Annotated in this window: 19 protein-coding genes and 1 pseudogene; 5 read left to right on the top strand and 15 right to left on the bottom strand. The window is 55.5% G+C overall.

Annotated elements, in window-relative coordinates; translation table 11 throughout:
- The 4 genes from AC2FGC_RS16470 to AC2FGC_RS16455 form a co-directional block, all read right to left on the bottom strand.
- Nucleotides 1-978: an ABC transporter permease gene (locus AC2FGC_RS16470; protein ID WP_496780451.1), complete on the bottom strand. Its 978-nt coding sequence runs from the start codon at nucleotides 976-978 to the stop codon at nucleotides 1-3.
- Entirely contained in the window at nucleotides 963-2,498 is a 1,536-nt protein-coding gene (locus AC2FGC_RS16465; protein WP_496721865.1) for a sugar ABC transporter ATP-binding protein, read from the bottom strand. Before AC2FGC_RS16465 ends, AC2FGC_RS16470 begins: the two co-directional genes overlap by 16 nt.
- Nucleotides 2,499-2,565: 67 nt before the next feature.
- Entirely contained in the window at nucleotides 2,566-3,540 is a 975-nt protein-coding gene (locus AC2FGC_RS16460) for an ABC transporter substrate-binding protein (protein WP_496721863.1), read from the bottom strand.
- A gap of 54 nt (nucleotides 3,541-3,594) precedes the next feature.
- Entirely contained in the window at nucleotides 3,595-5,061 is a 1,467-nt protein-coding gene (locus AC2FGC_RS16455) for an aldehyde dehydrogenase family protein (RefSeq protein ID WP_496721861.1), read from the bottom strand.
- A gap of 238 nt (nucleotides 5,062-5,299) precedes the next feature.
- Between AC2FGC_RS16455 and AC2FGC_RS16450 the strand changes: the two genes are divergently transcribed.
- Both AC2FGC_RS16450 and AC2FGC_RS16445 read left to right on the top strand, forming a co-directional pair.
- Nucleotides 5,300-6,328 carry a LacI family DNA-binding transcriptional regulator gene (locus tag AC2FGC_RS16450; RefSeq protein ID WP_496721859.1) on the top strand — a complete coding sequence of 343 codons (1,029 nt, stop codon included), beginning with the start codon at nucleotides 5,300-5,302 and terminating at the stop codon, nucleotides 6,326-6,328.
- A gap of 10 nt (nucleotides 6,329-6,338) precedes the next feature.
- A complete protein-coding gene (locus tag AC2FGC_RS16445) occupies nucleotides 6,339-7,976 on the top strand; it encodes a GMC family oxidoreductase (RefSeq protein ID WP_496721857.1) in 1,638 nt (545 codons plus the stop codon).
- Nucleotides 7,977-8,119: 143 nt separating this feature from the next.
- Here AC2FGC_RS16445 and AC2FGC_RS16440 read toward each other — a convergent pair.
- The 9 genes and pseudogenes from AC2FGC_RS16440 to AC2FGC_RS16400 all read right to left on the bottom strand — a co-directional run bounded on the left by AC2FGC_RS16440 (nucleotide 8,120) and on the right by AC2FGC_RS16400 (nucleotide 15,668).
- Nucleotides 8,120-8,826: pseudogene (locus tag AC2FGC_RS16440) on the bottom strand (IS6 family transposase).
- Between the two features lie 78 nt (nucleotides 8,827-8,904).
- Nucleotides 8,905-9,648, bottom strand: a complete 744-nt coding sequence (locus tag AC2FGC_RS16435) for a ribonuclease activity regulator RraA (protein ID WP_282120607.1) — start codon at nucleotides 9,646-9,648, stop codon at nucleotides 8,905-8,907.
- Between the two features lie 16 nt (nucleotides 9,649-9,664).
- Complete coding sequence (locus AC2FGC_RS16430; protein WP_496721855.1) at nucleotides 9,665-10,588, bottom strand: sugar kinase; 924 nt, start codon at nucleotides 10,586-10,588, stop codon at nucleotides 9,665-9,667.
- A gap of 72 nt (nucleotides 10,589-10,660) precedes the next feature.
- The gene (locus AC2FGC_RS16425; protein WP_496721853.1) at nucleotides 10,661-11,404 is read right to left on the bottom strand and encodes an SDR family NAD(P)-dependent oxidoreductase; all 744 of its coding nucleotides are present in this window, start codon (nucleotides 11,402-11,404) and stop codon (nucleotides 10,661-10,663) included.
- A 53-nt stretch (nucleotides 11,405-11,457) separates the two neighbouring features.
- Nucleotides 11,458-12,393: an NAD(P)-dependent oxidoreductase gene (locus AC2FGC_RS16420; RefSeq protein WP_496721851.1), complete on the bottom strand. Its 936-nt coding sequence runs from the start codon at nucleotides 12,391-12,393 to the stop codon at nucleotides 11,458-11,460.
- Complete coding sequence (locus tag AC2FGC_RS16415) at nucleotides 12,356-12,775, bottom strand: GlcG/HbpS family heme-binding protein (protein WP_496721849.1); 420 nt, start codon at nucleotides 12,773-12,775, stop codon at nucleotides 12,356-12,358. Before AC2FGC_RS16415 ends, AC2FGC_RS16420 begins: the two co-directional genes overlap by 38 nt.
- Nucleotides 12,776-12,794: 19 nt before the next feature.
- Nucleotides 12,795-14,081 (bottom strand): TRAP transporter large permease, encoded by a 1,287-nt coding sequence (locus tag AC2FGC_RS16410; RefSeq protein WP_010437285.1) that lies wholly within the window; start codon nucleotides 14,079-14,081, stop codon nucleotides 12,795-12,797.
- A gap of 2 nt (nucleotides 14,082-14,083) precedes the next feature.
- Entirely contained in the window at nucleotides 14,084-14,617 is a 534-nt protein-coding gene (locus AC2FGC_RS16405) for a TRAP transporter small permease (RefSeq protein WP_496721847.1), read from the bottom strand.
- Nucleotides 14,618-14,693: 76 nt separating this feature from the next.
- On the bottom strand, nucleotides 14,694-15,668 hold the full coding sequence (locus AC2FGC_RS16400; RefSeq protein ID WP_496769811.1) for a TRAP transporter substrate-binding protein: 975 nt from the start codon (nucleotides 15,666-15,668) through the stop codon (nucleotides 14,694-14,696).
- A gap of 322 nt (nucleotides 15,669-15,990) precedes the next feature.
- Here AC2FGC_RS16400 and AC2FGC_RS16395 point away from each other — a divergent pair, with 322 nt between their 5' ends.
- Nucleotides 15,991-16,659 (top strand): GntR family transcriptional regulator, encoded by a 669-nt coding sequence (locus tag AC2FGC_RS16395; RefSeq protein ID WP_480793256.1) that lies wholly within the window; start codon nucleotides 15,991-15,993, stop codon nucleotides 16,657-16,659.
- Nucleotides 16,660-16,683: 24 nt separating this feature from the next.
- Here the strand turns inward: AC2FGC_RS16395 and AC2FGC_RS16390 are convergent, their stop codons facing one another.
- Nucleotides 16,684-17,202, bottom strand: a complete 519-nt coding sequence (locus AC2FGC_RS16390) for a redoxin domain-containing protein (protein WP_496769812.1) — start codon at nucleotides 17,200-17,202, stop codon at nucleotides 16,684-16,686.
- 525 nt (nucleotides 17,203-17,727) lie between these two features.
- Between AC2FGC_RS16390 and AC2FGC_RS16385 the strand changes: the two genes are divergently transcribed.
- A complete protein-coding gene (locus tag AC2FGC_RS16385) occupies nucleotides 17,728-18,348 on the top strand; it encodes a class I SAM-dependent methyltransferase (RefSeq protein ID WP_496721839.1) in 621 nt (206 codons plus the stop codon).
- A 183-nt stretch (nucleotides 18,349-18,531) separates the two neighbouring features.
- The gene (locus tag AC2FGC_RS16380; RefSeq protein WP_496722946.1) at nucleotides 18,532-20,262 is read left to right on the top strand and encodes an adenylate/guanylate cyclase domain-containing protein; all 1,731 of its coding nucleotides are present in this window, start codon (nucleotides 18,532-18,534) and stop codon (nucleotides 20,260-20,262) included.
- A gap of 49 nt (nucleotides 20,263-20,311) precedes the next feature.
- Here the strand turns inward: AC2FGC_RS16380 and AC2FGC_RS16375 are convergent.
- A partial coding sequence (locus tag AC2FGC_RS16375) for a hypothetical protein (protein WP_496782909.1) occupies nucleotides 20,312-20,494 on the bottom strand: 183 nt, incomplete at its 5' end.

Below are 20,494 nucleotides of genomic sequence, written 5' to 3'. Positions count from 1 at the left end.
TCATGCCCTCCGGAATTGCTGGACCCAAACGGCCAGGATAATGATGACGGCTTTGGCGATTAGTGCAACTTCGTCCTCTACCCCGTTGGCCAACAACGTATATTTGACCAATTGGATGATGACGGCTCCCAGTATGGCACCAAAGATCGGCGCCCGCCCGCCTTGCAAAAGAGCCCCGCCAACAACCGCGGCCGCGATGGCATCAAGCTCCATAAGATTACCGTTGCGCGCCGCGTCCGAAGCCGAGTTGATAGCAACGACGATCAGCCCCGCCAGACCCGCAAGCACGGCGCAGATGACATAGGCCCCAATCTTGACCCGCCGGACGGGACCGCCCGACAGATAGGCCGCGCGTTCATTGCCGCCGATAGCCAGCAGGTAACGACCCCAAGTGGTTCTGGTGATAACCCAAAACAGAACACAGGCAATGACCAGCGCCAGCCACCCTTGGAACGGCAAGCCAAGCACTTTGCCGGTTCCAAGATAACTGAATGAAGGGTTGGAAAACGTCTGCAGGTTCCCGTTCGTCAAGACTTGGGCAATACCGCGACCCGAGATAAAGAGAATGAGCGTCGCAATAATGGGTTGCACATTCAACACGGCAACCATCACACCGTTGAACACCCCGCATAGCCCGGCGATAAACAGCGGTAGGACAATGGCCAAAGTGACGCCCAGCATCGGATAGGCAGCGCCCAGATCCGACAGGAAAATCAGCGGAGCAACTGCCCCCGCCAGTGCCATGACCGCACCGACCGAAAGATCGATACCACCCGTGGCGATCACCAGCGTCATGCCCATGGCCACGATGGCGATCGTGGCAACCTGGCTGATATTCACGAACAATGTTTGCAGTTGCAGGAAATTGGGGGTGAAAAACGCGTTGAACACCAATAAGGCGACCAACGCGGCGATGCCGCCGTGAAAGCGGAAGGGCATTGAGGCGACCCGTTGCGGCAACTTCATTGCTCGGTCCATGAACTAGATCCTCCTTCATGATGCGCAAGCGCGCGCACCAGTATGTTCTCGGTAATCCCGGGGTTGGTCAGTTCCTTGACCGAGCGCCCCTCGTGCATGACCACGATGCGGTCGGCGCCTTCTACCAGTTCTTCGAATTCTGAACTGATGAGGACCACGCCAAACCCCTTCTCAACGTAAGACCGAATGAACGATTGGATCTCTCGCTTGGCGCCGACATCCACGCCTCGGGTCGGCTCATCGAGTATCAGGATGTCGGGCTGCGTCGCCAGCCAACGGGCAAGCAGCACCTTCTGCTGGTTGCCGCCGGACAACTCGCGAATGGGTTGGTCCATATGCGCCGCCTTGATGCCCAGATCGTCGATGAAGGCCTGAACGATCTCGCGCTCGCGGGCAAAATCGATCTGACCACGGCTGGCTAGTTTCGGCAACAGGGCCAACGTTATGTTCTCACGCACGGACATGTCGGGAATAATCCCTTCGGCCTTGCGATCTTCGGTCAGAAAGCCGACCCCGTTTGCTATCGCTTCACCCGGTCCGGACGGTTGCCCGACCGCACCGTGTATCTCGATTGCGCCGCTGCGTGCTCCGTCCACTCCGAACAAGGCCCGCGCCGCCTCGGTCCGGCCAGAGCCCAGCAGCCCGCCCAGCCCAACAATTTCCCCGCGGTGGAGTGTGAGGTCAAAATGCGTCAGTCGTGGGCCAGTCGAAACAGAGTCGGCCCGCAGAACGATATCGCCTTTCTTAGCTTTGGCGCCGGCGAAGTCCGTCAATCCGTCTGCCGCAATCTCGTCCTTGTTGCGGCCCAGCATGTCCGCGATCATTTCCAGCTTGGTCGTGTCCTGGACATTGCGAGTGCTGACAGTGCGCCCGTCTCGCATCGTTGTGACCCGATCGCAGATCTGGAACAGCTCATCAAGGAAATGCGAGACATACAGAACGGACACGCCCTGTTTCTTCAACTCGCGCACCACACCGAACAAAACCTCGACCTCGCTGGCATCAAGCGACGACGTCGGCTCGTCCATAATGACCAGCTTCGCGTCCAGCGACACCGCTCGCGCTATCGCGACCAACTGCTGGATCGCAGTCGAGAAATTCCCCAGAGGCTCGGTTACGTCGATATCTATGCCAAAGCGCGCAAGAACCTCGCGTGCGCGCCTGTTACCCTCGCGCCAGTCGACCAGAAAGCCCAGGCGTTTGGGCTCGTACCCCATGATGATGTTCTCGGTCACTGACCGCAGCGGCACCAGGTTGAGCTCTTGATAGATTGTGGCAATTCCGTATTTCTGCGCTTCGCGCGGGGTAGAAATGCGGCTTGGCGCGCCCGTCAGATAGACGTCACCGGCATCCCGGCCGTAAACTCCGGTCAGGACCTTGATCATCGTCGATTTGCCGGCACCGTTCTGCCCGATGAGTGCGTGAACTTCGCCGGGTGCTATTTCCAGACTGGCCTGGCTGAGTGCTGGAACCTCAGCAAAAGACTTGTCGATCCCCGACATCGAAACGAGCGCGTTCATGATATCTCGTACTCCAATTGCTTGCGGGCAGCGCTGACACTCAGCCAGCACCACCCACCAGGGAGAATCAATAGGCTTCGTCGATGTGATCAGCGGCGTTGTCTTGCGTAAAGATCCGGTCTTCGACCTTTACCCACTCAGGGATCTGCTCGCCCGCCGCATACTTCTTCATGACATCACAAGCCAATGGGCCAAAGAAGGGTGAGCTTTCTACGGTCACACCCATCTTGCCATCGATAATTGCCTGAAGCGCATCACGCGTTCCATCAATCGAAACGATGGTCACGTCCTCGCCTGGCTTGCGGCCGGCCAGTTCCAGAGCCTGGATCGCGCCGATCGCCATCTCGTCATTGTGGGCGTAGACCACGTTCACGTCGGGGTGCGCCTGCAGCAGGGTTTCCATCACCTGACGACCCAGATCGCGCGCAAAGTCACCGGTCTGAGAAGCCACGATCTCAAAGCGGTCGTCCGCTGCGATCGCGTCGTCGAAACCCTTTTTACGGTCATTTGCAGGTGAAGAACCAGTTGTGCCCTCCAACTGGACGATAACGCCCTGGTCGCCGTCAAAATTGTCCATCAGCCATTGCGCGGCCCGGTTGCCCTGATCAATGAAGTCCGATCCTAGGAATGCTACGAAATGCTCGCCTGGCTTGGCGACGGCCGGATCAACCGAGCGGTCCACGAGAAAAGTCGGAATGCCGGCAGCGCGTGCTTTCATAACGGCCGGAATCAGTGGCTTTTCTTCCCTTGGAGGCAGAAACAGAACGTCGATGCCTTGTGCGATCATGCTGTCCACATCTGCTACCTGCTTGGCCGCTGATCCAGCTGCATCCGTCGCGATAAGGTCCCAGCCGCAGGCCTCGGCCGTGTCATGGAACGATTTGGTCTCGGCAATACGCCACGGATTGTTCGACTCCATCTGCGCAAAGCCGACTTTGTAGCGCTCCTTCTGCTCAAGCTGTGGCAGATCCTGCGCTATCGCAGTCGTGCCCAACAGCGCACCCGCGACAACCGTCGAGATCAAAAGAGTTCTGCGTTTCATGGTTATTCCTCCTCCATTGGTGCGGTCGCCTCCGTTTTGACCGCGAGTTTTAGGTCATGCCCAATTCATGTAAGTCGTCTGTTTCCTCAGATAGCCATCGAAGCCATAAGCGCCGTCTTCACCCCCAACCCCGGAAATACCCCAACCGGTATGAAATCCCTGCACGGCCTCGCCATTGGAGCGGTTCAGGTACAATTCGCCGAACTTCAAGCGGCTCGGGGCCTCCATCAATCGCCGGTGCGATGCCGTAAAGAGATAGGCAGACAGCCCGAATGATGTGTCATTCGCTGCGTCTATCGCCTGATCAAAATCATCGACTCGCATTGCTGTCGCCACGGGGCCAAAGACCTCCTCTTGCATCGCGGCATTGCCGTTGTCTGAGACCTCAAGAACCGTCGGGGACATCCAGTGCCCCTTATGGTGCGCCCCGTCTGTCAGGGGCCCGCCTGCAAGATGAACCGTGGCGCCTTCGGCGATGCTGCGCTGGATGATCTCGGCGACCTTGGTCACTTCGGCCTTGCTGACTTTGGGACCCAAATCGCAGTCGTCCATCGGATCCCCGATCGACAAAGCGCGGGCCGCGGACACAAATTTTTCCAGGAACTGATCCGCAATGCCGCGATGCAGATACATACGCTCGTTGCAGGTGCAAATCTGGCCGCAATTGGCAAACCGGGCGGCAATGGCGGCCGAAACGGCGGCGTCAATATCCGCATCCTCCATCACGATGAACGGAGCCTTACCGCCAAGCTCGAGCCGGACAACCTTGATCCGGTTGGCCGCAGCGCGAAAAATCTCTTTCCCGGCGCGTGTGCTGCCGGTCATTGTAATCAGTGAAGTATCGGGGTGTTCGACCAACCGCTGCCCTACCACCGGCCCCTTGCCTGTCAGAACATTAAGAACACCAGGCGGAAACCCGACCTTGTTGGCAAGCTCGGCGACCGCAAGACCGGACAGCGGCGTGATTTCGTGCCCCAACAGAACAACGGTGTTGCCCGCGACCAGCGCGGGTCCGACCTTCCTGGCGGCCAATGCCAACGGATAGTTCCAGGCCGTCAACGCAACAACAACGCCATAAGGATGACGCCGGATCTGGATTTCCTCGGACTCGTTGTCCGATGCAACTATGTCACCCGAAATCCTCCGGGCCTCTTCAGCCGCATGGCAAAGAAAGGTGACGGCAGCATCCACTTCACCTCGGGCTTGCGAGATCGGCTTGCCCTGCTCGGCGGTTATCAGAGCAGCCAAACGACCGGCGTCGACCCGGACGGCCTCAGCGAGCCTCAGGACCAGCCGAGCCCGCTCGATCGCCGGGCGCGAGGACCACGAGCCAAAAGCCCGATGTGCCGCCTCGACCGACGCATCCGCGTGAGCGGCGGCGCCATCTGGAACCAGCGCAACGATCTCTTCATTTGCAGGGTTTTCGACAACAACCGTGTCCGCGTCAAAGTCGACAAAGCGGCCATCGATGAACATCGAATGCCGAACGACTGGACCCAGCTCCCCTACTACAGACCGCAATTTCGCCTCCCGCGCTTACTCGGTCAAACCACAATGGCGACCGCATCACCCATCAAAACACTAATAATATTATTTCGTCAACACTAATATTAATTACTATCCACTAATATTAGTTGCACGTCCTCCGCATTGTCGATAAAAAGGATACGAACAAAAAGGTTGAACGATGAACGATCAAGCGAACAAGGCCAGGCAACACAGGGGAGTAGGACGAGTCGCGGGCCGGCAGCGCATAACGATGCACGACATTGCACGCGTCGCCGGATGCTCACAAACGACAGTATCGCTGGTTCTGAACAAGAACGATTCCGTCAAAATCTCCGAGGACACAAAGCAACGAGTCCTAGATGCCGCCAACACGCTTGGATACGCCATGCCCTCTCAACTCAGGAAGCCCCAAGACAGCGCGCGCCGACCCTCGGTACTAGACGACACCATCGCTTTTGTCGTGGACGATCTGGCGTCGAGCCCCGAAATGGTAAACGCGTTTAACGGCGTGAAACAGGCCGTTCGGGACACAGGAAATCTTGTATTGCTGGCAGAAACCCAAAACGACCCCGAGGTCGAGCCCAATACGCTCCGGTATTTCCTCGACCAACAGGTTGCGGGCATCATTTACGCAACCGTTTTCACCCGGCGGGTGGTCGTTCCGAAAATCCTCACGCAGACCGCAACCCCGGTTCTGCTGCTGAACTGCTTTTGCGACGACCTCTCTTTTCCTTCGGTGATCCCGGGCGAAGTCGCTGCTGGACATACGGCGACCAACGCTCTGATCAAGGCCGGGCACAAACGGATCGCCACTATCACCGGCGAGCCGTTCATGGAATGCGCCGCTGGACGAACGACCGGGTACAGAAACGCCTTGGCTTCCGCCGACATTCCGTTCGACGAGGACTTGGTTGTCGAAGGCAATTGGTTGCCCAGCGCCGGATATGCCGCCACGCGTGAATTGATGGACCTGCCCTCTCCGCCAACCGCCATTTTCTGTCAGAATGACCGCATGGCAATCGGTTGCTATGAGGCACTCAAGGAACTTGGCCTGTCAATCCCCGAGGACATCTCGGTCATCGGATTTGACGATGACGAAACCGCGCGACACCTGTCGCCGCCTCTGACCTCGATGATCCTTCCCACCCGGGCGATGGGACGCTGGGTCGTCGAACAGCTATTCCACGGGCCGACGGATGGTCAGAGGCACCCACTCGTGAAGCTTGAATGCGAACTGGTCGAGCGCGACTCGATCAGCGAACCCAAACGCCGGACCTGAAGGCGAAATCATGACGGAAACCTTCGATCACATCGTCATCGGCGGCGGCTCTGCCGGCGCCGCAGCTGCAGCGCGACTAGTCAACCAGGGCAAGTGCAGGGTTCTGTTGCTGGAGGCCGGGCATTCGCACCGCCATCCGTTGCTGGACATGCCGCCGGGTATCTTCAAGATGATCAACGGGTCCAAGTTCATGACCTATCACCAGACCGAACCGCAGGACCACCTTGACGGCCGCGTGCATGACATTCCGCAGGCCAACGTACTTGGCGGCGGGTCGTCCGTGAATGCGCAGGTCTATATGCGCGGTCGCCCTTCCGATTATGACGCTTGGAACGACCTACTCCGAAATACCAACGACAGGGTTGGTTGGGGATGGGACGATGTGCTGCCCTATTTCCGCAGGATGGAAGACAACAACAGACTTCACAATGACCTGCATGGCAGCAACGGTCCGCTGCAGGTCTCGGATCCGGGGCATATCGACGAAATGTCCCGTTGGTTCGTTCAGTCGGTGCAGGCCCTTGGCGAACCATTCAACACTGACTTCAACGGCGCAACACAGCGCGGTGTCGGCTTCTATCAATTCACCAATCGCGCCGGAAAGCGCAGCTCGTCAGCTTATGCTTTCCTCGACCCTCTCGAGAAAAACTCTAATTTGATCATCCGGCTTGGAGCAACGGTCAGCAAAGTCATTGTCGAAAACGACAGGGCTGTCGGTGTGCAGTATCGCGACAAACGCGGGTTCCACACCGTCCAGTGTGATGGTGAGGTTGTCCTTGCGGCGGGCGCTCTGGTCACGCCAAAAGTCCTAATGCTGTCGGGTATCGGACCGGATGCACATCTTGCCGAACACGGTATTCCCGTGGTCTGCCCACTGCCCGGGGTCGGTCAGAACCTGATGGATCACCCCGAAGTTCCCATCACCGCATTTGCCAACGGTCCATACGGATATTTCAAACAAGGTCAGGGCTGGCGGATGCTTCGAAACGGCATCCAGTTCAAACTGTTCGGCAGCGGCCCGGTAACTTCGGCCGGGGTCGAAGCCGGCGCGTTCGTCAATCCGTCGGCTCCTGATGGAGAACCAACCATCCAAGCCTTTTGCGTTCCCATCGTATATCTGGATCGCGACGCGCTGGACGAGGTGCAGGATGACTTTGGCCTGACCGTTACGACCGTCGTGGTCAAACCGAAATCACGCGGAGAGGTTCAGCTTCGTTCGAACGATCCTCTCGCCATGCCTGTGGTCTCGCCCAACCTTCTGAAGCATGAAGACGACATGCAAGAGATGATCCGGGGACAGCGGTTCTTTCGCCAGGCATTCACGTCCGGCCCGCTTGCACAAAGGATCCGCGAAATCGTCATTCCGATAGCGGACGACGAACAGACGCTGCGAGCACATTGTAAGAGATTCGTAAAAACCAACTATCACCCGGCGGGCACTGCCAAAATGGGCCGGGACGGCGACGGAATGGCAGTGCTGGACGCCAGAATGCGTGTGCGCGGGATCGAGCGTTTACGGGTTTGCGACATGTCCGCAGTGCCTGACATCAACGCCGGCAACACAAACGCACCTGCCATGATGCTTGGCGAACGATGCGCCGACCTGATCCTTGGCATCGGATCAGCACGCGAGGGACGCAATTCTTAACCTAAGCTGCAGCGTCGTCCGTCATTGATCCGATTTCTGGCGCAAAAAATGGCGTCGCGTTGCCCGCCCGACCGAAAACGGATTTCCCTAGATGTTTTCCGACTAATTCGAACTAGCCTCAGTTTGCCGCGGAAACAGCGAACCTATCCGGAACAAAGTTGACGCCACTCACTAAGGGCGGCGGCGCGGGTCAGCTTGAATGTATCTCTGCTGGTGAGATCGCGCCTTGTTAAAGTGGTTGTAGACGGAGGAATGGACGGAGGCGAATGTCTGTAAACTTCGCACCCGCCTGAACCGCTGCATTACGCGTTCGCGTCGTCGAAACGGCAGGTGCGAATTCTCGACGCGGTTGTTGAGCCACCTGCCCGTCTGTTGTTTTTCAAGCGCGCCCAGTTCTCTGAGAGCGGCTCTGTATGAGGCAAAGCGATCCGTGACGATGGTTTCCGCTTTGCCGTGTCGCTTCATCAATTTCTCAAGGAATTTCAATGCTGCAGCTTTTTTTCGGCGCTTGGTGACAACAGCTTCCAGTACCTCGCCTTCCTGATAAACGGCCCGCCAAATATAATGCCGCTTGCCATTTACCTTCACGAAAAATCTCGTCAACGTGCCACTTCCAGTTGGAGAACGCGCGCAGCAGCTGAACACGCTTCCGCCTTATATCAGCAGCAAACATCGGGCCAAACCTGTGCCACCGAAATCGAACAGTTTCGTGGCTCACGTCGATGCCTCGCTCGTGCACCAGATCTTCGACATTCCTAAGCGAGAGCGGGAAACGGATGTACAGCATCACCGCAAGGCGGATGATCTCGGGACTGGTTTTGAAGCATTTAAATGGTGATCGTCTTTCCATCCACAAAGGCTAAGAATGCCCCCTGCCCGCCCCAAGGCAAGTTCTTCTGACAAAACCTACATGGCAGCGATTCACTCATCAGTCAGAGAGCCGTGCGCGCCAGACCTTAAATCGTTCAAGAACGTCTGGGTCGGTTGCAGGATAAAGTCCGATTACGGGGGTGTTTTTTCGTACCTCTTCCAGAACAAAGCGTTCGAACAGCTCCATTGGGCCTGCCTCGATCGCAATGTCATCGGCAAGGTGACGTGGGATAATCATGACACCATCGCTGTCACCCAGAACGATGTCACCAGGATAGACCGCCACACCGCCACACCCGATTGGCAATCCGACATCAACCGCATGATGTTTCGTAAGGTTGGTTGGGGCAGACGGTTTGGCAGCAAACACTGGCATCTCTAGTGCGGCGGCACCGTCGGCATCGCGAATGCCACCATCCGTGACGACGCCCGCTGCTCCGCGCATTTCCAGTCGCGTCAAAAGGATCGAACCGGCCGAGGCCGCCGAGGCATCCTGCCGACAATCCATGACCAATACCGCGCCTTCCGGACATGTCTCCACGGCCACGCGCTGCGGGTGATCTGGCTCACGAAACGCCTCGATTGGGTCGGTATCAGGTCGCGTCGGAATGTAGCGCAGCGTAAAGGCCGGGCCGACAAGAGTGGACTTGCCCTTGCCCAATGGGGCAACGCCTTGAACATAGGCGTTTTGGTAACCGCGTTTGTAAAGCAGCGTGGCCACGGTTGCCGTGCTGACCTTTGACAAGCGATCAAGCGTATCGGGATGCAGTTTGATCGTTTTGGCAGGCTGAGGGTTCGGCATGGGCTGGATCCTTCTGCTAAGGCTGTGGGCAACTGTCGAGCAGGCTTTGGTTGATGGGAACAAGGGCACCTTTGCCTTGCACGACATGCCCTGCCAGTTTGCACGCCAGCGCTATGCTGTCTGGCAAGGGTGTATCTGCTGCCAGCCCCGCCAGAATGCCAGCGTTGAAACTGTCACCGGCAGCAGTCGTATCCACAACCGAAGCCAGAGGCGGAACATGGACAGAGCCCTCTGCGTCACCGCTACGATAAAGGACCGTTTCTGCGCCATTCTTGACAACGATCGTTTCCGCACCCGCGCTTGCATAGCGCCGCAAAGTGGCCGCAGGGTCCATGTCGCTGAACCAACGTGCCTCGTCCTCGAACGATGGCAAGGCGATATCGCTAACGGCCGCCGCCTGCATGATAGTATCGGTCATCTCGGACGGGCTGTCCCAAAGATGCGGGCGTAGATTGGGATCAAAGGCAATCCGTTTTCCATCGCGCCGCGCCGACCGAGCAGCGTCGAGCAAGGCGGCGCGCCCTTCAGGGTCCAAGATTGCCAGAGTGATACCCGAGAAATAGATGAGATCTGATTGCGTCATGGCATGGGCGAGTGCTTGCTTGTCTTGCGCCAACAGACGTGCGGCTGACTGACCACGCCAATAGGTGAAACTGCGCTCCCCGTTGTCCAGCGTGATAAGATACAACCCCACAGAACGGTTTCGCACGATCCGCACCTGCTGGGTATCCACCCCACTTTCGCGCATGGCACCCAGCATCCGGGACGAGATGGCGTCGTCTCCGACGGCGGTAAAATAGGACAAGGGCGTTTCGGGAGTGAGTTGGGCCAGATACCAAGCTGTATTGAACGTGTCTCCGGCGAACCCCATCTGATACGTGCTTGGCGCGTCAGTAGGGGCCATTTCGGCCATACATTCACCAATCGAGAGAATACGCATAGTCCGGTGTCCAGTACTTTGAAGGTTGACGAACAGTAGCGTTTGACACTTACGCCAACTGTGCTGCTGCGATCACGAGAACAGCATCCCACCATTGATATCAACATTGGTCCCGGTCAGATAAGCCGAGTCCTCGCTTGCCAGAAACGTCACGAGGTTCGCAACGTCCTGAGACTGGCCTTGCCGCTTGAGCGGCGCAGCAGCTTCTAGCCCCCGACGGCCTGCATCGGGAGTATGTATGTTATGGAAATCCGTGTCGATCATGCCTGGGCAGATTGCGTTGACACGGATATCAGGACCCAGTTCTTTTGCAAGACCACGGGTGAGCGTCATGACCCCGCCTTTTGACGTTGCATAAGCCGACGCACCCGGGCCACCACCGTCGCGACCCGCCTGACTGGCGATGTTTACAATGGCCCCGGATTTCATATGCAGCAGTGCCGCTTTGACCATAAGAAACGTGCTGGTCAGGTTGAGATCCATGACAGCCTGCCAATGCTCAAGCGACATCTCGGCGATTTTCTTGCGCGCGATCAAACCTCCGGCATTGTTCACCAGAATGTCCAGGCTGCCATAGGTATCGACCGTCTTGGCGATCAACGCATCGACCTCTTCGGGTTTGTTCAGGTCGCCTTGCATTGCAAACGCCTGTCCACCGATCTTTTTGATCTCGGCTACGGTTTCCTCGGCGCCGGCACTACTGGCGAAGTAGTTCACCGCGACATTCACCCCTTCGGAGGCGAGTTTGACAGCGCAGGCGCGCCCGATATCGCGGCCACCACCCGTGACAATTGCGGTCTTTCCCTGAAGTTTCATGGTTGCTTTTCCCGTTCAATTGGTGCTGCTATGCGTGACTGATGGATCTGACGCTAAAGCTTGGCAAAATAGTCGAAGATTTCCGGCACGTTGCCGTCGCCCATGCCTGCGTCCGCGGCTGCCTGAAGGTTGTTCGCGGTTCCTTCAGCGATCTCGGCACGAGTGCCCACGTCCTCGGCCAGCTTCAGGAAGTAACCAAGATCCTTGTTGGCGTTGTTAATCGAAAACCCCAAATCGCTGACACCATCCACCGCGTAGTTCTTACAAAAGTGCATAAAAGGGGAATTGGACGGTCCAGCTGACATGATGTCAAAAAGCTGCTGTTTGTTTACACCTGAGCGTTCAGCCACAGCAAAGGCTTGGCTCATGGTGCAAGCTGTCGTCATGCCCATATAATTGTTGATGAGCTTGGTCACATGGCCCGCACCCAGCTCGCCGAGGTGAAAGACATTTTCCCCCAGTGCATCCAGGACAGGTTTCACCTTCTCAAAGGTGGCTATATCGCCCGCTGCCATAATGTTCAGCAAACCATCCTTGGCGTGCGCGGGTGTGCGTCCCAGCGGCGCATCAATCATACCAGCACCTTTTGCGGCCAAGTCTGTGCCGATTTTGCGTGTGGACGCTGGGATCGAGGTACCAAAGTCAATGACCACAGCACCATCTTTGATGCCTGCCAGGATGCCGTCATCGCCGTAGATCAGGCTCTCGACGACATCCGATGTTGTTACACAAAGCATCACGATATCGCTGTTTTCAGCAAGCTCTCGTGGCGTTGTAACCTCTACAGCACCGCGGTTGACTGTGGCTGCGACGGCTTCCTTGTTCCGACCCATAACAACCAGATCAAAACTGTTGTTTTGCAGGCACTCTGCCATGTTACCGCCCATAAGACCGAGGCCGATGAAACCGATGACGGGTTTTGTCATATCTGACTCCTTAAACTCTTTCCAATTAGGCTTCGCAGAGTGCCGTGACCCCTGCCTGTGCAACTTCGAGATCCTGAGCTGGCGAACCCGAGCTGACACCAATCCCCCCAACCACCTGTCCGTCGACCGTCACGGGAAGGCCACCTGCAACGGTCACCATTCGTCCGCCCAGCGTTGAGGATATTCCGTGTGCGGCCATGCCAGGCTGATTTGCTTCACCAAGAGCATCGGTTCCTTTTTGGATACCGGTTGCAGTGAAACTCTTGTCGATGGCCAAAATGATGCTGGTAATCTTGCCACCATCCATCCGCTCAAACGCGATGAGGTTGCCGCTTTCGTCTGTGACGGCAATACACATCGGTACACCAATTTCCTGCGCCTTGGCTCGCGCTCCTGCGATCAACTTGCCCGCGTCATCTATGTCCAGGCGTCTTAGTGTCAGCATCGCCTCATTCTCCTTTGATTTAGGGACCAATGATCAAGTTCGGCAGTGTCAGCGATATTGCCGGTACAAAAGTGATCAGCATGAGCGCGGCAAAGATGGCGAGGTAGAAAGGCCAAATCGTTTTGACCGCTTTCTCCATCGGTAGTTTTCCAACAGCACACCCCACAAAGAGACAGGTCCCGACAGGTGGTGTGCAAAGACCAAGACCGAGGTTCACCAAAAGGATCATGCCGAACTGTAGCGGGTCGATGCCCAGCATGTTCATCACCGGCAGGAAAATCGGTGTGCAGATCAGGATCAACGCGGCCATGTCCATGATCATCCCTAAGAGCAACAGCACAGCGTTGATCATCAACAAGATCAGGATCGGGTTTTCTGTGATACCCAACAGGAATTCGACTGTTTTTGTCGGCACCCGGTTGAACGTCAGCATATAGGCAAAGGCACCGGCACAGGCGATCAGGATCATCACCATAGACGTTGTGCGCACCGAAGAGATAACGGCGGTTTTGAAGTTTTCCCAGGACAGGCTGCGATAGACAATAAGCGTCACCACAAAGGCATACATTGCCCCGAACGCGCCGGATTCAGTGACCGTAAAGACGCCTGACAAGACCCCTCCAACAATGATCACGGCCGTCAACAAGCCAGGGATCGATCCAACAAAGGCGATGGCCAGTGCGGTCCAACCCGGAAACTGTTCGGCCTGATAGCCGCGCTTGACCGCCACGACATAGGCGGCAATCGCAAGGCAGCAACACATAAGGACACCGGGCACAACTCCGGCCAGGAACAGTTTTGAGATTGAAACTGCACCGCCTGTTGCAAGGGCAAAGATGATCATGTTGTGGCTGGGAGGGATGATGATCCCGGCAATTGATGATGTCACTGTGACGTTCACCGCATAGTCAGCATCATAACCTTTGTCTTTCATCACCGGGATCAGGATTGACCCAAGAGCCGAGATATCTGCAATTGCCGATCCGGAAATGCCACCAAACAACATGGACGAGAAGACATTGACGATACCAAGCCCACCGCGAACAGCGCCTACGGCGGCCTGCGCAAACCGAACCAACCGGATCGCGATTCCACCGTGAAACATCAGCTCGCCTGCAAAGATAAAAAACGGGATCGCCATTAGGGAAAAGACGTTGATCCCGGACACGATACGCTGGAACCCAACAAACATCGGCAATCCTTCAAACCAAAAGGAAGCCAATGCAGCGATACCAAGGGCGTATGCCACTGGAGCGCCGATGATGACACATAGGGCAAAAACCCCCAACAGAATCATGAGTCCCATGACTATCCCTGATCTATGTTGTCTTGGCGTTCGTCTCGGCCCAGAAACAGGCGGATCAGATGGCCAGTGGAAAAAAGGAACACCAACGCGCCGCTGATTGTCAGTGGCAAGGAGCGCAAGCCCTCTGACCATTGGATTAGCGGGATCAGGGTGTTCCATTTGAATATTGTCAGCTCGATCCCGTACCAAAACATCATGCCACCGAAACCTGCCATCAGGACATCAGTGAGCACGACGAAAACCGTTCGCACAGAGGGTGGGACTAAATTGCGGAACACGACAACAGAGAGGTGCGTGTGATTGTGCACACCCGCAGCCGCTCCGAGAAACGCGATGACCATAACCAAAAGCAGTGAAACCTGCTCAACCCAAGTGGGCGTGTTGTTCAGAACGTAGCGCCCGAACACCAGCCAGGCAAAGATCGCAGTCATAACCACAATGGCGACGCCAGACAGCAACATGCAAACTCGTGCGAGCAGATCAAGAATCCTGTCCATGTTGCGCATGGCGGCAGGGGAGGTATCGGGCTCTTGCATTGGATTTCCTCTGAGACAAAACGCCCGGCATCCAATTGGCGGAGCCGGGCGCTCAAAGTTGAACTGTTAAGACAACTTATTCAGTGGCTTGCGCCATTTCTACCAACGCTTTCATATCAGGATTTGCAGCCAAGTAGTCTGCATAAACCGAATCCATTGCGGACTGGAATGGGCCTTTGTCGGCGATTTCATTTACGGTGATGCCGGCCGCTTCAACATCTTTACGCGCTTGTTCAGAACCTATTGCCCAAAGCTCACGCTGGACCAATGCGGCTTCTTCTGCGGCACCGCGCACAGCGGCTTGCAATTCAGGAGACAGCGCATTGAATTTGGTCGTGTTCACGCAGATGCACTCGGGGATAATCAGGTGTTCGGACAAAGAATAATTTGTGGTCACTTCATAGTGACCGACATTCTTGAACGACGGGAAGTTGTTCTCCGCACCATCAACAACGCCGGTTTTCAGCGCTTGCTGAACTTCGGAGAATGCCATTGGAGACGGGTTACCGCCCATAGCTGAAATCATAGATGTATAAAGATCGTTGTTCATCACACGGATTTTCAGACCTTCGACATCTGCGGGCGTGTTGATCGGCTTTTGGCTGTAGAAAGAACGCGCACCGGCATCGAACCATGCCAGTGGCAGAACACCTGCTTCACCCATCGCAGCTGAAACAACCTCACCGGCGTCGCCGTCCAGCACGCGGAACATGTGCGGCACATCTTTGAAGATGAAAGGAAGCGATACAAGGTTAGCTTCTTTCACCATTGGGCCAATGGGACCGAGGTTGAAGTTACCAACCTCGATTGCGCCGATACGAACCTGTTCTAGGGCATCCGGTTGGGAACCAAGAACACCACCGTGGAACACATCGACGGTAACTTCGCCGTCTGTAGCGGCGTCAACCAGTTCGGCAAACTTGTCCATTGCAGCCGTGTTGGGATGGCCGTCGTTGTGGATATTCCAGGCACGCCAGGTGTCAGCTGAAACTGACGTTGCAATGAATGCCACAGCGGTCGCAGTCGCAAAGAACGATTTCGTGAAAGTCATGGGTTCTCCTCCCCGGTTATTTTTGGACAGGATTTGGCTTTCATGGAATTTCAGAGACCGTAAGCCACGTAGCTTTCGATTTCCCCCAAGAACCAGAATCGCTGCTGCCCTTAAAGGGACACTAGTATCCAAGTTATGTCAACTGTAGGCTTTTAGTATGTCAGATTGCTTGACAGTCGAAAGCGCAGGGCATTTGATAGGTGACAGGCCTACATTGGTTCACTCAAGCAAAACAAAATAGAATATTCTATTTGTTTCAATGCCATAACAGTGGATCTGTAATTTGAAACGTGACTAAGACAGAGGGCGCAAGCAACATACCGTGGAAGAAATTGTCAGACGAACCACAACCGATGCGGTCTATGAAGCGCTACACGACGAGATCGTTTCGCTTGAAATTCTTCCCGGTACAAAGCTATCCGAAACAGAGGTAGCCAGCCGATTCGGCGTATCACGCCAACCGGTTCGCAACGCATTCACAAGGCTCGGCAACGAAGATCTGCTCTTAATACGACCACAAAAGGCGACCGTAGTTCGAGGGTTTTCTATGGAGCGTGTGGCTCTCGCTCGATTGGTTCGAATGGCGGTGGAGCTGGAGATCGTCCATCGAGCAATGGAAGTCTGGGACGCAACACGTGAAGCAAAACTTGCGGAAAATCTCGCCTTACAAGAGCAGGCGATCAGTGACGGTGATCTATCGGCGTTTCACGCGCTGGACTATGATTTTCACAAACTGATCTACGTGCTCAGCGGCAATCCGATGGCATTTGATGTAATGCTAGAATCCAAGCAAAAGGTTGACCGGCTTTGTATGCTCAGTCTTGAAAAGGGCAGTGCCGCAGACGCCATCCTCGCCGATCACCGAGAGATTGCACAGGCCATGGCGGCAGGAGACCATGATCAAGCGCAAGCCGCTGTCAGAACACACCTGTCCCGCCTCGACGAAACCATCGACTTCATTCACAAGACGCACCCAGGCTACTTTGAGTAACCGAGGCCATGCGATCTGTTGGTCTCAGGCCGTTCCTCGTTCCGGACGGTCATTATCAATATTGAATTTCATGCCGTCCAAAAGCTCTTCCAAATCGGGGCGTGCTGCTGGGCCGTTTGAGATATCGACCAACATCAGCGTCCCGTTCGGACGGATACCAAACGCACCAGGTTCGGCGAATAGACCTGTAGTTTCTGCATCAGACAGAGGTGATGACACAAAAAGACCAAGCGAGCGCATTTGCGCTTCGGTCATTCCATAACAAAGATCAAAATCCCAGCCAAATTCTGCTTTGTCCGCCGCAGCTTTTTCTTTGGTGTCGGCAGAGACAACGATAACGTCCATAACGTCAGCCCATGCTGACAGCGCCGCATTCAACTTGTTCAAGAAGCGCTTGCAGCGAGGACAATGCTTGCCTCGATAAACAAACAACATGGTCCAGCGGTCTTTTTGTTGACCGATCGTAACCTTGCCCTCAGACCCCAGCCTAAAAAAACTCATTTGCTCGATTTGCGCGCCAACATTTGGTTTGGCTGAGGTCATGAGTCGTTCCTTTCTTCTACAAACAAAGGCTTTGCGCGGATACCGTTAGCTTAGTTCATGTCACGTCAAGGCAATTATTGAAACCAAGATCGCGATATTATTTAGTGCTTGAAAGGCACGCTCGATCTAAGATTGCTGTCAGTTAACGAGGAATCACCGATACCTACCCGCCGTCACTCTACGCCCCTCATTGCAGCCGGGCTTCTAATGCCGTAACAGGTGTGAGCGCAACCAGCGTACTTGTGTCGAATTCAACGCGACCTGATCACCTGTGGCCCCCAAGAAAACTTTAGAATCGAGACCAGAACGATCAAACGATCGGCCCGGTGAAACCCAAAACGTCACCGTTACTACTTAATTGTAACTTTAGGCTGGAAGCCGTCGTTCGTTGCGCTTTGTACGAATGGCCGGTTTTGGTGAAAGCAACCATCAGCCGATTGCATCGTCAATGACCGCTATGCGGACATTGCAGTCATTGAACCAAAGTTACATGATCACCATCTGAAGGGCTTTAGTGGAGACACCATGGCAGACGAGAGAGTGAGCCACTGGGAGGAGGTCTACCGCGAGAAAGACGATACCCAGCTGAGTTGGCATCAGGATGATCCCTCGATCTCGTTGGAGCTCTGCGACGTGGTCGGCGTCGATAATGCCTCCTCCGTGATAGACATAGGCGGAGGCACTTCACGCTTCGCAGAACGCCTGATCGAAAGAGGGCTGAGCGACGTTTCTGTGCTCGATTTATCCAAAGCTGCGCTTGATCGATCTCGTGGACAACTTGGCACCGTAGGCGAGCAGATTGAATGGATCGCAGCCGATGTCACAACCTGGAGCCCGGAGAGAAGCTATGATCTATGGCACGATCGCGCCGTATTTCATTTCCTTGTCGATGCGGACGACCGTTCCGCCTACCGGGACCAGTTGTACCGCTGCCTTCTCCCAGGTAGCCATGCGATTATCGCAACGTTTGCGCTCGACGGTCCGGAGAAGTGCAGCGGTTTGCCAATCGTTCGCTATGATCCAGAGGGGCTATGCGAGGTATTAGGCGATCGTATTTCTCTGGTCACGCATCGGAAGCACACACACTATACTCCCTGGGGAAGCTCTCAGTCCTTCCAATTCAGCTTGTTACGCGTGGGCCAGTAGCGCTGCTGTTGCGCTGCTAATGCTCTTTGGCACGACTGTGACATCCAATGGCCTTGCTCATGCCTTCGGTGCAACTTTACTCATCCGGCGGCCGTCTTGCGGACGAAGTCGCCCTTCGGTTTCTTTCCAAGCCTGCGCATGATAATCTTTGATAATTGCACTTTGCTCGGAGGAGGATGACCTCTGAAACGCAGGCTGACCGCCATACTAGCAGCCGATCTGGTTGGGTATTCCCGCCTTATGAACTCGGATCAAAGCGGAACGCTCAGCGCGTTGCGAGAGCTTCGATCTGGGCTTTTTGACCCTTCTGTAGTCGCGCATCGCGGCAATTTAGTGAAATGCATGGGGGATGGTTGGATAGTCGAGTTTCCATCAGTCTCTGACGCTGTGACCTGTGCTGTCGCCATTCAGAACTCTTTGGCCAGCGAGAATACGCTGAAGTTGAGAATTGGGATACACACAGGTGAAGTCGTTTTCGAGGAGGATGATGTCTTTGGTAACGGCGTTAACGTCGCCGCTCGTTTGGAAGCGCTTGCCGAAGCCGGGCAGGTTCTTATCTCCGGCTCCGCCTATGAATGCCTGGACAGCAAAACGGCTTGCGCGTTCCAAGGCGGAGAAAACCGTGAGCTTAAGAACATTGATCGACCGGTGCCAGTCTGGTGGTGGGGGAACGCCGAGTCTGTAGATCCGCTTGATGATTTTGAACCGCCTGGGTCCCCTGACGGAACTGCAATCGCCGTATTGCCATTTGACAACATTTCAGGCGACCCCGAACAGGAATATTTTTCGGACGGGTTGTCCGAAGACATAATTACTGCTCTGTCGAAACACCACTGGCTCGAGGTCGTCGCGCGCAACACGACCTTTGCCTACAAGGGAAAATCCCCGAATGTTCGGCAGCTCGCCGATGACTTGGACGCCGACTACGTTGTCGAAGGCTCGGTCAGGAAAGCGGGTGCGCGTATTCGAGTCACGGTTCAGCTGATTGACGCATCGACTGGCAACCACGTGTGGGCGGAAAAATATGACCGTCAGTTGGAAGACATCTTCGATGTTCAGGACGAGATCACGGAAACAATTGTTGGCAGACTGGAGCCCGAGGTCGGAAATGCGATCCGGCGCAAGTTAGAAGATTCGCCGCGCCGAAACCCCCATGCCTGGGACTGCTATCATCATGGGCTTGCGCACTTTTACAAGTTTACTGCCGTAAGCAACCGTGAAGCTCAGAGGTTGTTTCTCCAAAGTCGCGAACTGGACCCCAGATTTCCCGAGGCACATGCTTGGTGGGCCTATGCCACGATTCTCGGGATGGTGTATTGGGACACGGAACCGGATTCTGCCCTTATGGACAAAGCGCTGGCTGCCGCTCGCACCGCCGTTTCAATGGATAACCAGAATGCGCTGCTCTACATGCTGATGGGCAGAGTCCAATTGGCCCGCCGGGAATACCGCAGCGCGCTGGCTGAGAATGAAACCGCAATCAAATTGAACCCGACGCTGGCCCCAGCATATTGCGGATTGGGAGACTCACTTTCCTATGAGGGACGATACGAAGAGGCGATTGCTAATTTCGAGAAAGCCGTGGAGATGAGCCCCAACCATCCGCAGCTTTGGGCTTTTCTGAGTTATGGCGCGCTGACTCTGCTTTTCGATCACCAGTTCGAGAAAGCTCTGGACTGGGCAGAGCGGGCTCGCGATTTACCAAATTGCCAATACTGGGCTACCGCGCATGCAGTCGTGGCGCTTGCCAATCTCGGCCGGGACAAAGATTTGGCGAAGATGGTGCATAACTTAATGGTGCAAGAGCCGAAATTCTCGCGGTCATTCGCAAAAAAGAAGCTGTTCTATCTGAAGCGGGACGATCAAATGGAACTTTACCTTGAAGGGCTTGCAAAGGCAGGTATCCCGGCCTGATTTTTCCTGTGAGCGGCCCTAGCTTTGCCGCTTGTCTTGAATGCTTGCGTCAGGTCAAGCCGAATGACCGCAAAGGGTTCGAAGCCGTCTTTCGCCGCACGCGGTATGAATGACCACTCTGCGGGACAATTCCGCCGTTAGCTACAACAAATTCCAATGACATGGTGTGATCGCGGTGGTCGCTCTCCTTGGGCAAACGAGGCCTGATATTATCAGCCTCACCAATCAAAAG

It is taken from the genome of Ruegeria sp. CDSC054 (assembly GCF_059610645.1).
The sequence above is the reverse complement of the archived record's forward strand: the minus strand, read 5'-3'. Positions and strand labels throughout refer to the sequence as shown.

Bases quoted from the DNA above. Each gene is read 5' to 3' on its own strand.
- AC2FGC_RS16470 (WP_496780451.1), bottom strand. From the start codon at position 978: ATGGACCGAGCAATGAAGTTGCCGCAACGGGTCGCCTCAATGCCCTTC.
- AC2FGC_RS16465 (WP_496721865.1), bottom strand. From the start codon at position 2,498: ATGAACGCGCTCGTTTCGATGTCGGGGATCGACAAGTCTTTTGCTGAG.
- AC2FGC_RS16460 (WP_496721863.1), bottom strand. From the start codon at position 3,540: ATGAAACGCAGAACTCTTTTGATCTCGACGGTTGTCGCGGGTGCGCTG.
- AC2FGC_RS16450 (WP_496721859.1), top strand. From the start codon at position 5,300: ATGCACGACATTGCACGCGTCGCCGGATGCTCACAAACGACAGTATCG.
- AC2FGC_RS16445 (WP_496721857.1), top strand. From the start codon at position 6,339: ATGACGGAAACCTTCGATCACATCGTCATCGGCGGCGGCTCTGCCGGC.
- AC2FGC_RS16435 (WP_282120607.1), bottom strand. From the start codon at position 9,648: ATGCCGAACCCTCAGCCTGCCAAAACGATCAAACTGCATCCCGATACG.
- AC2FGC_RS16430 (WP_496721855.1), bottom strand. From the start codon at position 10,588: ATGCGTATTCTCTCGATTGGTGAATGTATGGCCGAAATGGCCCCTACT.
- AC2FGC_RS16425 (WP_496721853.1), bottom strand. From the start codon at position 11,404: ATGAAACTTCAGGGAAAGACCGCAATTGTCACGGGTGGTGGCCGCGAT.
- AC2FGC_RS16415 (WP_496721849.1), bottom strand. From the start codon at position 12,775: ATGCTGACACTAAGACGCCTGGACATAGATGACGCGGGCAAGTTGATC.
- AC2FGC_RS16410 (WP_010437285.1), bottom strand. From the start codon at position 14,081: ATGGGACTCATGATTCTGTTGGGGGTTTTTGCCCTATGTGTCATCATC.
- AC2FGC_RS16405 (WP_496721847.1), bottom strand. From the start codon at position 14,617: ATGCAAGAGCCCGATACCTCCCCTGCCGCCATGCGCAACATGGACAGG.
- AC2FGC_RS16400 (WP_496769811.1), bottom strand. From the start codon at position 15,668: ATGACTTTCACGAAATCGTTCTTTGCGACTGCGACCGCTGTGGCATTC.
- AC2FGC_RS16390 (WP_496769812.1), bottom strand. From the start codon at position 17,202: ATGACCTCAGCCAAACCAAATGTTGGCGCGCAAATCGAGCAAATGAGT.
- AC2FGC_RS16385 (WP_496721839.1), top strand. From the start codon at position 17,728: ATGGCAGACGAGAGAGTGAGCCACTGGGAGGAGGTCTACCGCGAGAAA.